Source organism: Perlucidibaca aquatica (assembly GCF_001676655.1).
GTDB classification, from domain to species: domain Bacteria; phylum Pseudomonadota; class Gammaproteobacteria; order Pseudomonadales; family Moraxellaceae; genus Perlucidibaca; species Perlucidibaca aquatica.
Map to the genome: position 1 here is coordinate 418,431 of NZ_LZDB01000001.1, position 14,995 is coordinate 433,425.

Annotated in this window: 13 protein-coding genes and 1 pseudogene; 8 read left to right on the forward strand and 6 right to left on the reverse strand. The window is 57.7% G+C overall.

Going from position 1 to position 14,995, the window contains the following annotated elements:
• Positions 1-17 precede the first annotated feature (17 nt).
• The 4 genes from A8710_RS02050 to gmk all read right to left on the reverse strand — a co-directional run bounded on the left by A8710_RS02050 (position 18) and on the right by gmk (position 3,623).
• Complete coding sequence (locus A8710_RS02050) at positions 18-401, reverse strand: RidA family protein (RefSeq protein ID WP_068857807.1); 384 nt, start codon at positions 399-401, stop codon at positions 18-20.
• Between the two features lie 32 nt (positions 402-433).
• On the reverse strand, positions 434-2,563 hold the full coding sequence (spoT, locus tag A8710_RS02055) for a bifunctional GTP diphosphokinase/guanosine-3',5'-bis pyrophosphate 3'-pyrophosphohydrolase (RefSeq protein WP_068857808.1): 2,130 nt from the start codon (positions 2,561-2,563) through the stop codon (positions 434-436).
• Positions 2,564-2,632: 69 nt separating this feature from the next.
• Positions 2,633-2,905, reverse strand: a complete 273-nt coding sequence (gene rpoZ, locus A8710_RS02060) for a DNA-directed RNA polymerase subunit omega (protein WP_068857809.1) — start codon at positions 2,903-2,905, stop codon at positions 2,633-2,635.
• Between the two features lie 100 nt (positions 2,906-3,005).
• Positions 3,006-3,623 carry a guanylate kinase gene (gene gmk, locus A8710_RS02065; protein WP_068857810.1) on the reverse strand — a complete coding sequence of 206 codons (618 nt, stop codon included), beginning with the start codon at positions 3,621-3,623 and terminating at the stop codon, positions 3,006-3,008.
• 137 nt (positions 3,624-3,760) lie between these two features.
• Here gmk and A8710_RS02070 point away from each other — a divergent pair, with 137 nt between their 5' ends.
• On the forward strand, positions 3,761-4,348 hold the full coding sequence (locus A8710_RS02070; RefSeq protein WP_068857811.1) for a hypothetical protein: 588 nt from the start codon (positions 3,761-3,763) through the stop codon (positions 4,346-4,348).
• A 13-nt stretch (positions 4,349-4,361) separates the two neighbouring features.
• Here A8710_RS02070 and A8710_RS02075 read toward each other — a convergent pair whose 3' ends face one another.
• Positions 4,362-5,126 (reverse strand): TetR/AcrR family transcriptional regulator, encoded by a 765-nt coding sequence (locus A8710_RS02075; RefSeq protein ID WP_198341587.1) that lies wholly within the window; start codon positions 5,124-5,126, stop codon positions 4,362-4,364.
• A gap of 130 nt (positions 5,127-5,256) precedes the next feature.
• Between A8710_RS02075 and A8710_RS12590 the strand changes: the two are divergent.
• The 7 genes and pseudogenes from A8710_RS12590 to A8710_RS02105 all read left to right on the forward strand — a co-directional run.
• Positions 5,257-6,147 (forward strand): annotated as a pseudogene (locus tag A8710_RS12590) (SDR family oxidoreductase); the annotation flags it as partial.
• A 63-nt stretch (positions 6,148-6,210) separates the two neighbouring features.
• Positions 6,211-7,848 carry a MaoC/PaaZ C-terminal domain-containing protein gene (locus A8710_RS12595; protein ID WP_454557326.1) on the forward strand — a complete coding sequence of 546 codons (1,638 nt, stop codon included), beginning with the start codon at positions 6,211-6,213 and terminating at the stop codon, positions 7,846-7,848.
• A gap of 31 nt (positions 7,849-7,879) precedes the next feature.
• The gene (locus tag A8710_RS02085) at positions 7,880-9,061 is read left to right on the forward strand and encodes a lipid-transfer protein (protein WP_068857814.1); all 1,182 of its coding nucleotides are present in this window, start codon (positions 7,880-7,882) and stop codon (positions 9,059-9,061) included.
• 142 nt (positions 9,062-9,203) lie between these two features.
• On the forward strand, positions 9,204-10,424 hold the full coding sequence (locus A8710_RS02090; RefSeq protein WP_068858135.1) for a DUF445 family protein: 1,221 nt from the start codon (positions 9,204-9,206) through the stop codon (positions 10,422-10,424).
• A gap of 40 nt (positions 10,425-10,464) precedes the next feature.
• A complete protein-coding gene (locus A8710_RS02095) occupies positions 10,465-11,088 on the forward strand; it encodes a 1-acyl-sn-glycerol-3-phosphate acyltransferase (protein ID WP_068857815.1) in 624 nt (207 codons plus the stop codon).
• Positions 11,089-11,091: 3 nt separating this feature from the next.
• Complete coding sequence (locus A8710_RS02100; protein WP_068857816.1) at positions 11,092-12,336, forward strand: alpha/beta fold hydrolase; 1,245 nt, start codon at positions 11,092-11,094, stop codon at positions 12,334-12,336.
• A gap of 25 nt (positions 12,337-12,361) precedes the next feature.
• Positions 12,362-14,038 (forward strand): AMP-binding protein, encoded by a 1,677-nt coding sequence (locus A8710_RS02105; protein WP_082968597.1) that lies wholly within the window; start codon positions 12,362-12,364, stop codon positions 14,036-14,038.
• A gap of 5 nt (positions 14,039-14,043) precedes the next feature.
• Here the strand turns inward: A8710_RS02105 and A8710_RS02110 are convergent, their stop codons facing one another.
• Positions 14,044-14,916: a YicC/YloC family endoribonuclease gene (locus A8710_RS02110; protein ID WP_068857817.1), complete on the reverse strand. Its 873-nt coding sequence runs from the start codon at positions 14,914-14,916 to the stop codon at positions 14,044-14,046.
• Positions 14,917-14,995 lie beyond the last annotated feature (79 nt).

Consider the following 14,995-nt stretch of genomic DNA (forward strand, 5'->3'; position numbering starts at 1 on the left):
CGAGGGTGGTGCTGCGCTTAGGCCGGCACCACCACAATGCCATCCATTTCAACTAATGCGGCACGGGGTAGCGAGGCCACGCCAATGGCAGCGCGCGCTGGGTAAGGCTGCTGAAAATAACGTGCCATGATTTCGTTAACCAGGGCGAAGTGGCCCAAGTCTGTTAAGAAAATATTGAGCTTAGCAATGTCATTGAGGCTTGCGCCGCCGGCTTCACAGACTGCTTTCAGGTTGTCAAACACCTGCACGATTTGCGCTTCAATGCCGTCCACCATCTGCATGCTGGCTGGGTTCAGGCCGATCTGACCGGACAAATAAATGGTGTTGCCCACTTTCACTGCTTGCGAGTAAGTGCCGATGGCGGCAGGTGCAGCGCTCGTGGAAATGATGGAACGATTCATAGCGACTCCCTAGAGAAAGAAAAATGGCGGCGTCAGGCTTTGACGCGAATAACTTTATCGACGCCGGTCAACACACGGATACGTTTAATAATCTGAGCCAGATGAATACGGTCTTTTACCAAGAGGCCGAGCTGCATCACACCGTGATGAGAGCCCTTTTCTTCGATGCTGATGTGCTCGATATTGGCATTGCTATCGGTAACGACGCTGGCAATGGTCGCCAATAAGCCCCGTTGATTCACCAGAGCAATGCGCAATTCACTTTGAAACTCCCGATCAATTTTATCGGACCAACGAAGCGGTAGGCATTTATCTGGGCTGGCGCGCAACTCCGTGCTGATGTTACGGCACTTCTGGCGATGCACAACGATGCCGCGACCGGCGCTGAGATGGCCCATGATGTCATCGCCCGGAAGGGGGCGGCAGCAACGAGCATAGGACACAACCAGCCCTTCCGTGCCGCGAATCGCAATGCCTTTGGCGGCGGCGTTGCGCTTAGAAAATAGCTTATCGAGAATGCCCTCTTCCTCGGGCACGAGGCGACGAGCAACGATTTGTGGAACCTGATTGCCCAGCCCTACACTTTCTAACAGCTCTTCCAATTCCTGCATGCCAAGCTCACGCAGTACTTTTTTCACCGTTTTTTCCGGCAGAGCGTCTAGGCTGGCGCCAATATTGGAAAGTGCCTTAGCGAGCAGGCGTCGGCCTAAATCTTGAGACTCGCTACCTTGCTGATCTTTTAAGAAGTGGCGAATTTTAGCTCGGGCACGACTGGTCACAACGAAGTCGAGCCAGCCCGGGTTAGGGCGTGCACCTGGTGCGGTGACGATCTCCACGGTTTGTCCGGTCATGAGCGGCAAACTGAGCGGTGCTAGTCGGTTGTCTACGCGAGCAGCCACGCAGGTATCGCCCACATCGGAGTGCACGGCATAGGCAAAATCCACCGGGGTGGCGCCACGCGGCAGGGTCATGATGCGACCCTTGGGCGTGAACAAATAGACCTCGTCGGGGAATAGATCGACCTTCACGCTCTCAATGAACTCTAGCGAGTCCCCGGCGTTGCGCTGTAGCTCCAGCAATGACTTCATCCACTCCCGCGCACGAGTTTGCGAGGTGTTGGTGAAGCCATCCGACTTATACAGCCAATGTGCGGCGATGCCATTGCTGGCCATGGCATCCATTGCCTCCGAACGAATTTGCACTTCAATGGGCACCCCGCGCGGGCCTTTCAGCACGGTATGCAGCGATTGGTAGCCATTGGTTTTCGGGATCGCGATGTAATCTTTGAATTTGCCCGGTATCGGCTTATACAAATTATGCATGATGCCCAGAGCGCGGTAGCAGGCATCGACGTTTTCCACGATGACGCGGAAGCCATAAACATCCATAATTTCGGCGAAATTGCGGCGTTTATCGCGCATCTTCTCGTAAATGCTGTAAAGATGCTTTTCTCGGCCTTCAACGCGAGCGGTCAATCCTTCGCTCTTAAGGCGTTCGCTCAAGGCAGCTTCGAGCGTGACGACCATTTCTTTGCGGTGGCCGCGGGCAGCGAGAACGGCACCACGAATGCGCTCGGCGCGCATGGGCCAAATGGCTTGGAAGCCTAACTCTTCGTATTCAATGCGAATGTCATTCATGCCCAGTCGCATGGCGATGGGGGCATAGATTTCCAAGGTTTCGCGCGCCACCCGTTTGCGTTTTTCCAGCGTCAGCACATCCAGCGTGCGCATATTGTGCAGGCGGTCGGCCAACTTAACGACGATAACGCGGACATCCTGCGTCATCGCCAAAATCATTTTCTGGAAGTTTTCGGCCTGAGCTTCGGCTTTGGAGTTGAAGTGCACTTGGGTGAGCTTGGTAACGCCATCCACCAGCATCGCTACATCAGGCCCAAAGTCAGTGCTCAGGGCCTCTTTCGAAACGCCCGTGTCCTCAATCACGTCATGCAGCATCGCGGCCATCAAGCTTTGATGGTCCATGTGCATGTCGCACAAAATATGGGCAACGGCTAACGGGTGCGTGACATATGGGTCGCCATTGCGTCGAAACTGACCGAGATGGGCCTGTTCGGAGAAAAAGTAGGCACGACGAATGTCCGCCACTTGGTCTGGTGTCAGGTAATCGGATAGGCGTTTACAGAGGGTGTCGATGCCGGAGCTCATGGGTTGAGTCTCCGGCTTCGCAGGCCGCGTCGTCAAGGCAGACAAGCGGCTAATTTTGCTGGAATTTATTTACAGCTCAACAGGCGGTTGGTATTCGAGGTCGCCGAGGTTGCTGAGGTCAGGCAGAGCTTCTTCTTCTTGCACTTCCGTGAGAATGGCGCGCGTGACATGGCCAGCAGCGATTTCGCGCAGAGCCATGACGGTAGGCTTGTCATTTTCCCACGGCAGAGTGGCTTCTTTGCCGCCAGTCGCGAGTTGACGAGCACGCTTGGAAGCGACCAGCACGAGCTCGAAACGGTTATCTAGGTTGGTCAAGCAGTCTTCGACGGTTACACGGGCCACGATGTCTCTCCGAAGGCGTGATCGCTGCGCCGAGCTGGGGAGCGATCACAAAAGAGGCGGAATATTACGCGACGAGCCGCCTCAACGCAATGATTAAGACTTAGCCACCGGTGAGCAGTCGTTTGATCAGTTCGGCCTGACGGTCGGCTTGGGCTCGATGGGATTGGCGCGCCGCTCGGACAATCGCTTGCAGGTCAGCCAGGGCGGTGGGGAAATCATCGTTAATGACGAGGTAGTCGAACTCGCTGTAATGCGTGATGTCGGCAATGGCTTCGCTAAGACGATGCGCAATGACCTCATTGCTGTCTGTACCGCGTCCGTTCAGGCGCTCGGCCAGGGCCTTAAGTGATGGCGGCAAAATGAAGATGGATAAGGCCTGCGGCATCAGCGCACGAACAATTTGAGCACCCTGCCAGTCAATTTCAAGAATGACATCGTGATCCTTGGCGAGTTGCCGTTCGACCCAGGTACGCGATGTGCCATAGAGGTTGCCAAAGACTTCAGCATGTTCAAGGAACTGACCGGCCGCGACCTCCGCTAAGAACTGTTCGCGGCTGGTGAAATGATAGTTCACACCATCGACCTCGCCGGGGCGAGCTGGGCGCGTGGTGTGCGACACGGATACACCCAGACGGTCGGCATCGGCCACCAAGGCTTTGACGAGTGAGGTTTTGCCTGTGCCGGAGGCGGCGGCGATGATAAACAGGGTGCCGGACATGGCCTCGCTCCAAAAATTACAAAGAACGGAGTCTAGCGCATGCAGCAGGCAGTGGTCGTGTGCGTGTTTGTAAGGCCGCTGACAGTGACTGCCGGGTCGTGATAAAACGCGTTGCCACATTAAAAATAGGTTGGATCATGTTAGGTATTCCGCTAGGACTGGTCACCGCAAACGCCGTGGAGTGGGTCATGCACAAGTATGTATTGCATGACATGGGGCGCGACCCAAAGAACTTCTGGGCATTTCACTTTCACGAGCATCACAAAGTGGTGCGCAAAAATGCCTACCACGACCCGAACTACGAGAAATTCCCGCTCGGCCTGCACGCTCAGGGCAAGGAAGCCTGGGGTTTGATCGCGGCCAGCGCGGCGGTGGCACCATTGTTCCCGGTAGCGCCTTTTTATGTGGGCACGCTCTGGTATTGCGCGGCCAACTACTATCGCGTGCACAAGAAGTCGCACATGGACCCGGCTTGGGGGCGATCCAACATTCCCTGGCATTACGATCACCACATGGGTCGTAACCCGAACGCCAACTGGTGTGTGACCAAACCGTGGTTCGACTATGTCATGGGCACGCGTGAATTCATGCCGGATGCCCCGCGTGAGAGCAATGTGCTGGGGTTGCAGAAGCTGCCGCAGTGGCTGGCGAAGCGCTTGCCGGACCCAATGCGCTTCGGGCGCGTGGTTGGCGCACCGCTGAAGTCTGTGCCATCCGTGGCGTGAAGTGTGTTGACGCTCAGTGCGGATCGCTGAGCGAACTATCCCAATAAACCGGTCGTGGCGGCGGTGTCGTTACCCCCGGTTTTGCCTGTAGATATTCTCCAAGCACGCGTGACCAGAGCGTGAGAAAGTGTGCGGCGAAAGCATCGCTTTTCATTAAATGCCGCTCCATCGCCATGCCCGTGAGCAGCCAGTGCGTAAGCACGAACAGGTGCGTGGCATTAATGCCATCTCGCGCTGGCTCAAAGTAGTGTTGCGTCGCCACTTCAAGTGTTTTGTATCCCACGGCCCAGAGTTTCTGAATGATGGCCGACAGCTCATCATCGCGCCGACTCGCCAGCATGAGCTCCATCAAGGCTAGGCTCTCGGTTTTGCCAAAGAGCTCATGCCAGCTCGCCAGAATCATGTCGTTGAGGCGATTGTCTGAATGCTCTAGTGCGCGAATGGCATGGCCGAGATAGATGTAGAGCTGGCGAATCAGATGGTCTGCCGTGGCCTCAATCAGCGATGCCTTGGTCGGGAAGTGATGCAGCGGAGCGCCGCGCGAAACGCCTGCCGCCGTGATGATCTGACTCACGGTCGTGCCGACATAGCCCTCGGCAGCGAGACACTGCACCGTGGCTTCGATCAATCGCTGGCGCATGGCGTTGCTGCGCTCGGCCTGAGTGCGACGGGCATTGTCTTTGACGGCCTCGGATGCGGCGGCTTCGGTCATCTTGGCGTTCTCTGGCGACAATCGTTGTTGCCGCATTCTATCGAGCATTTCACTGAGTCGGGACATGAGAAATTCCTGACTGATCGGTCACAAACTGCTTGACAGTATCTCAGCCTGCACGGTAAAAAACAAACATGTTGTACGGCCGTATTGTAAATATTCTTCATTAGCGCGGCCGGCACTTGGAGGGTTGAGGATGTCTAATCTGCGTTTTGACGGCCGCGTGGCCATTGTGACTGGGGCCGGGAACGGGCTCGGTCGTTCGCATGCCCTGATGCTGGGAGCACTCGGAGCCAAAGTCGTGGTCAATGACCTTGGCGGTGGTGCGCATGGCGACGGCAAGTCCTCCGCAGCAGCCGACAAGGTCGTGGAAGAGATCAAGGCGCTCGGCGGCGAGGCCGTGGCCAACTACGATTCGGTGGAGAACGGCGCGAGCATCGTGCAGACGGCGCTGGATGCCTTCGGCACCGTCGACATCGTGATCAACAACGCCGGCATTTTGCGCGATGTCAGCTTCCAGAAGATGACGCAGGGCGACTGGGATCTCATTCTCAAGGTGCATCTGACCGGTTCCATGAGCGTCAGCCATGCCGCGTGGCCGATCATGCGCGAGAAGGGCTACGGCCGCATCATCATGACCACCTCGGCGGCGGGCATCTACGGCAACTTCGGGCAGGCCAACTACTGTGCCGCCAAGCTCGGCCTCGCCGGGCTGGCCAATTGCCTCGCCGAGGAGGGCCGCAGCAAGGGCATCCATGTCAATACCATCGCGCCAATTGCCGCTTCGCGTCTGACCGAAACGGTGATGCCGCCAGAGCTGCTGGCCAACCTCAAGCCGGAGAATGTCAGCCCGCTGGTGGCCTGGCTCTGCCATGAGGATTGCGAAGAGACCAAGGGTCTGTTCGAGGTTGGTGCCGGCTACATCGCCAAGCTGCGCTGGGAGCGCACCGTGGGGCAGTCGTTCCCGCTCGGCAAGGCCTTCAGCATTGATGATGTGGCGAAGAAGTGGGACACGATTACCGACTTCACCGATGCCGGGCATCCGGCCAGCGTAAACGATTCCTTTGCGCCGATTCTGCACAACATCAATAACCCGCGCTTGGGCGGCAATGAATTCATTGATCTCGATGAGGCCGCGAAGGCCGAACTGGTGCTGGAGAACGGTTACGACGAGCGCGACATTGCGCTGTATGCGCTGGGCATCGGCGCGGCACGCGATCCGATGGATGCCACCGAGCTGGGTTATGTCTACGAACTCGGTGCCGACTTCCGCGTGCTGCCGACCTACGGCGTGATGCCGCAGTCCAACGCCATGCTGGCCGCCGCGAAGACCGGCGGCCTGAAACTGCCGGGCATGAATTTCGGCTTTGATCGCCTGCTGCATGGCGAACAGTACACCGAGATCAAGCGACCGCTGCCGCCGCAGGCCAAGCTCCGGCATGTGTTCAAGTTCAAGGAAGCCTTCGACAAGGCACCGAATGCGGTGGTGACTTTCGCGGTGCACAGTTATGACGAGACCGGCGAAGAAATCATCTACAACGAGATGACATCGTTCGTGAAGGGCGCGGGTGGTTGGGGCGGCAATCGTGGCCCATCGGCGGATATCAATGTGCCGCCGGCGCGTGAGCCGGATGCGGTCATCGAAGAGAAGACCGACGACAACCAGACGCTGCTGTATCGCCTCTCGGGCGATTGGAATCCGCTGCATGCCGACCCGGCTTTCGCGAAGGCGTTCGGCTACGAGAAGCCTATCCTGCACGGCATGTGCACCTTCGGCTACTGCGGTCGCCATGTGGTGAAAGCGTTCAGCGGCAACGACCCGCGCTACTTCAAGAGTATCAAGGTACGTTTCGCCAGGAGCGTGTTTCCAGGCGAGACCCTGGTCACGAAGATGTGGAAGGAGTCCGACACCCGCATTATCTTCGAGACCTCGGTGAAGGAGCGTGGCGAGGTGGTCATCAAGAATGCCGCCGTCGAGCTGTATGCTGAGATTCCAGCACCCAAAGCCAAGGCAAAGACTGAGCCGGCGGCGGCCAAGGCAGCGGCCAGCGGCGTTGATGAGGGCGTGACGCTGGCGGATGTGTTTGGCGGCATCAAGGCGTTCGTGGCCGCCAAGCCGGAGCTGGTCGAGCAGACCAAGACCAGCTTCCAGTTCATTTTCCACAATCCTGAGTCGAGCTGGTTTATTGATCTGCGCAATGCGCCGGGTAGCGTGGGTGCAGGCACGGCGGTTAAGCCGGATGTGACCATCGAGCTCGACAGCCAGTATGTGGACACGCTGTTCGGCGGCGATCTGGCGGCCGTGCAGAAGCTGTTCTTCGGCGGCCAGCTCAAGATCAGCGGCAATGTCATGGCGTCGAACAAGCTCACGGCGCTGGCCGGCATGGACAAGGCTCTGGTGGAGAGGGCGCGCCTGGAGCGTCTGGCCAGCGGTGCCCCCGCTGAGACGGCGGTAGCTGCGCAGGCTCCGCGTGAAGTCTTTGCTGATCGCTTGTTCGCGGCGCTGACCGCAAAACTCGGCAGTGGCGAACTCAAGACCGGACTGACCTCCGTACTCCAGTTCAACATCAACGACATCGATGCCGTGTGGTCGGTCGATTTCGGCGGCCGCGAGGTGGTGCGCAGTGCGGCGGCATCGCCGGCGGCGGTCATCGGCCTCAGTGATGACACCCTGAAGGCGCTGGCGGAAGGGGGCGATCTTGCCGCCTTGTTCCAGAAAGGTGCCGTGCGTGTGGATGGCGATGTGCTGCTGGCGCGTGAGCTGACCTGCCTGGCCGGTCTGGCCTGAACCAACCCCGAATTCGAAGAGAGAAAGCATCATGAAGAATCGTGTAAATGTGATTGGCGTGGGCATGACCAAGTTCGCCAAACCCGGTGCCAGCGATGACTACCACATCATGGCGGCAGACGCAGGCCGCTTGGCGCTGGCCGATGCCGGCATCCGCTACGACGAGGTGCAGCAGGCCTACACCGGCTATGTTTATGGTGACTCTTGCAGCGGCATGCGTTCGGTCTACGAGATCGGCCTCACCGGCATTCCCATTTTTAATGTGAACAGCAACTGTTCGACCGGCTCCAGCGCGCTTTACCTCGGCCGTCAGGCTATCGAGTCCGGTCTGGCCGAGTGTGTGCTCGTGGTCGGTTTCGAGAAGATGGAGAAGGGGGCGCTCGGGGCCAAGTTCAACGACCGTGAGTCGTCGATGTCATTGCACGCGAATGTGATGCTCGCGGCTCAGGGCTTCACCAGCGCCCCACCAGCGGCGCAAATGTTCGGTGGGGCCGGTCGCGAATACCGCTGGCGTCATGGCACCAAGAAGGAAACCTTCGGCAAGATCGCCGAGAAGGCGCGTCGTCATGCCAGCAAGAACCCGTATGCGCTGTTTGGTCAGGTGCTGTCGCTGGAGGAGATCATGGCATCGGACGAGGTCTTTGATCCGCTGACCCGCTTCCAGTGCTGCCCGCCAACCTGCGGTGCCGGTGCCGCCGTGCTCTGCTCGGATGAATTTGCCGCCAAACACGGCATCCGTAATCCGGTCTATATCGCCGCCCAATCTATGACCACGGACTTTGCCAGCAGCATCCACGAAAACTCCATGATCAAGATGATCGGTTACGACATGGCCAAAGCCGCCGCTAATCAGGTCTACGAAGCGTCGGGTATTGGTCCGGGCGATGTGGATGTGGTCGAGCTGCATGACTGCTTTACCGCCAATGAGCTGCTGACCTACGAGGCGCTGGGGCTGTGCCCGGAAGGTGGCGCCGAGAAGTTCATCTGGGACGAAGACAATACTTACGGCGGCAAGGTGGTGACCAATCCGTCCGGCGGCTTGCTGTCGAAGGGGCATCCGCTCGGGGCGACGGGGCTGGCGCAGTGCACGGAGCTGGTCTGGCAGCTGCGCGGCACAGCCGATCAGCGTCAGGTCGCCGGTGCGCGGGTGGCGCTGCAGCATAATCTCGGCCTGGGCGGCGCTTGCGTGGTCACGATGTATCGTCGTGACTGAGGGTTAATGCGACTGCGATAATGCTAAGAGAGGTTGACTGACACGTTGCATGCGATTTGAACTTGTTAGGTCAACCCCGTAAGCTCCGTGATTGGTAGACCTTTTGGTCACTTTTTACGGCATTTGCCATTTTCGGGGCTTCATGGACGCATATATCGCCGACTTTCAAGCCAATTTCTGGCTTTATTGCTCTATTCCGTTTATCAGCGGTTTGATTGGGTACGTCACCAAAGTCGTGGCGATCAAGATGATGTTTCACCCCATCGAATTCTGGGGCATCAAGCCGTTCTTCGGCTGGCAGGGCATTGTGCCGCGCAAGTCGGTGAAGATGGCGACCATTGCCGTCGACCTGATGACCGAGCGCTTAATTAAGCCCGAAGAAATCTTCGCTAGACTCGACCCCAAGCGCATCGCCCGCGAAATCGAAACGCCGATGATGGAAGCGTCGGAAGATATCGTGCGGGAAGTCATGCACCAGTATCAGCCGGGACTCTGGGAAGGTATGCCCGAGTTCATGCGGCAAGCCATCATTAAGCGCGTGAAATCCGAGGCGCCGAAAATCGTAGCCACGATCATGGGCGAGGTGCAGCACGATGTGTCGCGCTATTTCGACATTCGGCACATGGTCATTAGCAATCTGCAAAAAGATAAAACGCTATTGAATGAAGTGTTCCAGCGTGTGGGTAAGCAGGAGCTGAAGTTTTTTTGCACCGCCGGGTTCTATTTTGGTTTTACGATCGGCCTGGTGCAGATGGTGTGCTGGATCATCTTTAAGCAGCCGTGGATGTTGCCTGCCTTCGGTGGCTTTGTTGGCTTGGTGAGTGACTGGCTCGCGCTGCAAATGCTTTTCCGCCCACTTAACCCAAAGAAGTTCATGGGCTTCACGATTCATGGCTTATTTCTTAAACGCCAGAACGAAGTGGCTTCCGATTACGCGGCGCTCATTTCCAAACAAATTCTCACGCCCGGCATCATGATGGAGGAGCTGTTTACTGGCCCGAAATCGGACCGAGTGATTCAATTGCTACAGCGCCATGTTCGCCGTGTCATTGATGAACAAGCCGGTCTTGCGCGTCCGCTGGTGCTCTACGCCGTGGGCACCGAACGCTATATCCAAATGAAAGCGACGGTAGCCGAACGTATTTTAGAGAAGCTGCCTGACACCATGAAGTACATGGAAAATTACGCCGAAGATGCCATGGATGTGCGCAATACGCTGATTACGCGTATGAAGCAGCTAACGCCTACGGAGTTCGAAGGCATGCTGCGCCCCGCCTTTAAAGAAGAAGAATGGATTCTGATTACGGTCGGAGCGGTGCTTGGCTTCATGGTCGGCGAAATGCAAATTCACTTCATGCTCTAACGTGACCCGTAGGCATAAATAAAAAAGTAGGAGGGTCGCTATGGCGATTAAGGCAAAAGATTTAGGGCCGGATGTGCCGCGCCGAGGCAATGCCGTCGGCCAGTTTATCGGCGAGTTAATGTTGAAGTTGTTGCGCTGGGAAATCGTTGGCGTGCCGCTGTCGGCGCCCAAGGCCATGTTCATTGGCGCCCCGCATACGTCTAATCGTGATGCCTTAGTTGCCGTGGCCGTGATGCTGGCGTTGCGATTGCGAATTAATGTCATGGTCAAGGCCGAGCTCTTTGTCGGCCCGTTCGGCAAGCTCATTCACTGGTTCGGTATGCGCCCGGTGTATCGCAGCAAATCCATGGGTCTGGTCGAGCAGTCGGCTCAGCAATATCGCGAGACCGACAAGCTGTATCTGGGCATTGCGCCCGAAGGTACGCGCCATGCCTCTAAGGCGTGGAAGTCCGGTTTCTACCATATTGCGGTGATGGCGGGCGTGCCGATCCAGCCGTTCTCGCTGAATTTTGGCGAGCGCAAAATGGAATTTTTTCCCTTGTTTACGCCGACCGGTGATATTGAAGCCGACATGAAGTACCTCATCGGTTTATATCGTGGCGTGGTGCCAGCCGACCCCAGTCGGCTCTCGATTCCGCTGCGCGAGTTAAACGAAAAGGACTAAGTTATGAACCCGATTATGCGCCGCGCCTTGAATGCCGGACTGTCTGCGAATTCGCGAGTCGCCTCGGTGGTGGACAATGCGTTTGACTGGCTGTTTCTGCGCGAAACGCTGGTGCAATCGGGCCTTACCGCGCACGAAGTGATTTTTGAATCGGACCCGATGTCGCTGCGTTATTACCCGCCACCCGCTGAGCAATTCATCGAGATGGCCGATAACGAACGCGTGCGCGTCGAGCATCAGCGGCATCCGGTACCGCTGGTTTTAGTGCCGCCGCTGGGTGTCACCACCGAGTCGTTTGATTTAATGCCGCATCGCAGCCTAGTGCGCTATATGGCCGCCCGAGGCTTCCATGTCTATCTGATTGACTGGGGCAAGCCCCAACGTCGTCATGCCCAGCTGGGTATGCAGGATTACGCACAGCACATGATGGGCGACGCCCTAGCGGAGGTGCGCCGTCACTCGGGTAGCGAAGATGTGTCGCTCATGGGTTGGTGCATGGGTGGCCTGCTGTCGCTGGTCTATATGGGGCTGACGCAAGATCAGCACATTCGCAATCTCATCACCATTGCCAGCCCCATTAACATGCGCGGTGGCGGCATTGTGGCGAAGGCGGCCACTGCCATGAATGCGCCCGCTCAATTGGTGCGCAAATTCAGTGGCTGGCGCTTACACAATCTGAATCCCAGCCGCCTGCATTCACCGGGCTGGATGACCACGTTGGGCTTTAAGCTCACCGATCCCATCGGCAGCATTACTACCTATTGGGACTTGCTGACCAAGCTCTGGGATCGCGACTTCGTGGAAAGCCACTCAACCACCGCCGACTACCTGAACAATATGCTGGATTATCCCGGTGGCGTGATTCAGGACATGATGGTGAAGATGGCCATCGACAACCAGATGGCCACCGGCCGTATTGAAATTCGTGATGCCGTGGCGGATCTCACCACCATCACCGCCAATATGTTGGTGTTTGCCGGTAAGACCGATGTGCTGGTACCCGAGGGAATTGCCCGCCGCAGCATTGAATTGGTGGCCTCCAAAGACAAACAGTTCCATGTTTCCCCAGGCGGGCATATGGGCGTGATTCTCGGTAGCAAAGCCGTGAAGTCCGTTTGGGAGCCGACGGTGCAGTGGTTGTCGTCACGCTCGCAATGGTCAGCGGATGGCCGTCAACGCAGCAGTACCGCCGACATGACCGCGCGACAGGCGCGTCAACGCCGCATCGCGGAAGACCCAACGCTGTAAGTTTATTTGTGGAAGGATAAAAGCCATGCCAGCAGCAAACGCGCGTCGAGCCGATAAGTACCCGGTACAACGCTTGCTCGAACATGCCCGCAAAGCGCCCGACAAAATCTGGTTGGTGCAACCGGCTGGTGACAGCGTTCGCCAATGGACTTGGTCGCAAGCGGCGCGCGAAGTTGGTCGTATGGCAGCTGCCCTGAAGGCACAGAATTGGCCCGCCGGCAGTGCTATTGCTATCTCGGGCCGGAACACCGCGCATTGGTTTCTCGCCGATTTAGCGATTCAGTGGGCAGGGCATGTCACTGTTGGTTTATTTCCTAAACAAGCGCCCTCGGCAACGCAATACATCTTGCAGCACTGCGAAGCACGGGCGGTGTTTCTCGGGCCCATGCCTGATGGCGCGGATTTTCTGGCCGCTATTCCCGAAGGTGTGACCACCATTCGTTTCCCGTATGTGGAAGCCCCGCATGCGGATATTGATTGGGACGATATGGCGCAGGCACAGTCCCCGCTCAGCCAATACGACAGACCCGAACCCGACACCCTGATGACGCTAATCTATACCTCGGGGACCACGGGGCACCCTAAGGGCGTGATGATTACCTATGGCGCGATGGCTTGGACAGCGCAATCTTTCCTGTCCAAGTTGCCACCTGCCTCAGCGCATGAGCGCCTGTTTTCCTACTTGCCCTTGGCCCATGTGCTGGAGCGCGCGGCCGTAGAAACCGCGAGTTTGCTCTGGCAGGCCGAAGTGCATTTTCTGGAAGCACTGGACAAGCTGGCGCAACAATTACCCCAAGTCGCTCCGACGCGATTCTTTGCCGTACCGTTGGTGTGGGGGCGCTTTAAGGCCGGCATCTTAGGCAAGCTCTCTGAGAGCAAACTCGATCGCCTCATGGCCATTCCCATTTTGCGTGATGTGGTGCGTTTCAAATTGCTGAAAACCCTGGGCTTACAGAATGTTCGCATGGCGCTATCCGGTGCCGCGCCAATTCCGGTGAGCACGCTGGAGTGGTACAAGCGCGTGCTCGGTTTGGAGATTTTGGAAGGCTACGGCATGACCGAAAACTTGGCCTATGTTGCTGCGGGTTTGCCCGGACGGACACGCCCCGGCTCCGTCGGTAAGCCCTTTCCGGACTCCGGTTTCCGGCTCTCAGACGAAGGCGAAGTTCAGGTCAAGCACCCGGGCGTGATGGCCGGCTACTTGAAAGAGCCCGATAAAACGCTAGAGGCATTTACCGCCGATGGTTGGCTTAAAACGGGCGATAAAGGCCGTCTAGACCACGATGGCTACCTCTACATCACCGGTCGTGTGAAAGACATTTTCAAGACGGCGAAAGGCAAGTATGTAGCGCCGGCGCCCATTGAGGGTGCCATGGCGAAATCGGCGTTGATCGATCAGCTCTGCTTAGTGGGCATGAATTTGACGCAGCCGGTCATGATCATGACGCTCACGGCCGATGCCTTGGACCTTCCACGCCAGACGGTTGAGCGCGAGTTATTGGTCCTGCTCGATACGGTCAATAGCGCCCTGGAGGATCACGAAAAAGTCGCCAAGCTCATCATCACCAGTGACAGCTGGACGATCGATAACGGCTTTCTGACCCCAACGCTGAAAGTGAAACGCAACCTCGTTGAGGCCAATTACGCGGGCTTGGTCGAGCGCGAGGCTGCCAATCGCCGGACGCTGTTGGTCTGGGTCTGAGCGCGTCACTCGACGTTCTGAATCTGTTCCCGCATCTGCTCAATCAGCACCTTCAACTCAACTGATGAAAGGGTGCTGTCGGCGCTTACCGACTTAGAGCCCAGGGTGTTGGCTTCGCGATTGAGCTCCTGCATGAGGAAATCGAGGCGACGGCCCACCGCGCCGCCACTGGCCAATACCCGGCGAATTTCGGTGACATGCGCGAGTAGGCGGTCCACTTCTTCAGCCACATCCATCTTCTGCGCGAACAGCACCACTTCCTGCTCCAGCCTTTCAGCGGACAAATCGGCCTTGGCTTCCGCGACGCGTGCGAGTAGCTTGCTGCGGAAATGCTGAAGGATTTGCGGCAGGCGTTCCCGCACGCCGCTGACCTCGCGCTCGATGCCTTGCAGCCGGGCCTCGACCAGCTCATGCAGTGCGGCACCTTCGCGGGCACGCATGGCGATGAAGTCCTGCATAGCCTGCGCGAACAAAGCGTCGGCACTGGCGAGCAGGGCTGAAGCATCCACCTCTTGGGTGATCAGCACGCCGGGCAGGCGCAGCAGATCCACCGCATTCAGCGGGGCTGTATTGGCCGCGAGCTGATCGATCTCGCGCAATGCGCTGAGCAGCTGCTGTACGCGTGCGGTATTGATGGTCACGGCCTCGCTGCTATCCGCCGGTTCATAGCGTGCACTGATCTCGACTTTGCCACGCGCGACCTGTTCGCGCAGGCGATCGCGCCAGGCAAACTCTCGCTCACGGACAGCATCGGCCAAACGAAAACTGGCTTCCAGATGCCGGCTGTTGACGGAGCGAATTTCGATGGCCAGCAGGCCTAAGGCGCTGCGTTGTTCAGCGCGGGCGAAGGCGGTCATGCTGTGAATGGGCTGGCTCATGCGCAGTTCTCGGGGCAGAAAAGACGAAGACGGTGATTGTAGCGGCTATACTCCACGCCATTACAGATCTCTCATCATT

Excerpts from the sequence above, each read along its gene's own strand:
- A8710_RS02050 (WP_068857807.1), bottom strand. The coding sequence starts at position 401 with ATGAATCGTTCCATCATTTCCACGAGCGCTGCACCTGCCGCCATCGGC.
- spoT (WP_068857808.1), bottom strand. The coding sequence starts at position 2,563 with ATGAGCTCCGGCATCGACACCCTCTGTAAACGCCTATCCGATTACCTG.
- gmk (WP_068857810.1), bottom strand. The coding sequence starts at position 3,623 with ATGTCCGGCACCCTGTTTATCATCGCCGCCGCCTCCGGCACAGGCAAA.
- A8710_RS02070 (WP_068857811.1), top strand. The coding sequence starts at position 3,761 with ATGTTAGGTATTCCGCTAGGACTGGTCACCGCAAACGCCGTGGAGTGG.
- A8710_RS02075 (WP_198341587.1), bottom strand. The coding sequence starts at position 5,126 with ATGTCCCGACTCAGTGAAATGCTCGATAGAATGCGGCAACAACGATTG.
- A8710_RS02085 (WP_068857814.1), top strand. The coding sequence starts at position 7,880 with ATGAAGAATCGTGTAAATGTGATTGGCGTGGGCATGACCAAGTTCGCC.
- A8710_RS02090 (WP_068858135.1), top strand. The coding sequence starts at position 9,204 with ATGGACGCATATATCGCCGACTTTCAAGCCAATTTCTGGCTTTATTGC.
- A8710_RS02095 (WP_068857815.1), top strand. The coding sequence starts at position 10,465 with ATGGCGATTAAGGCAAAAGATTTAGGGCCGGATGTGCCGCGCCGAGGC.
- A8710_RS02100 (WP_068857816.1), top strand. The coding sequence starts at position 11,092 with ATGAACCCGATTATGCGCCGCGCCTTGAATGCCGGACTGTCTGCGAAT.
- A8710_RS02105 (WP_082968597.1), top strand. The coding sequence starts at position 12,362 with ATGCCAGCAGCAAACGCGCGTCGAGCCGATAAGTACCCGGTACAACGC.
- A8710_RS02110 (WP_068857817.1), bottom strand. The coding sequence starts at position 14,916 with ATGAGCCAGCCCATTCACAGCATGACCGCCTTCGCCCGCGCTGAACAA.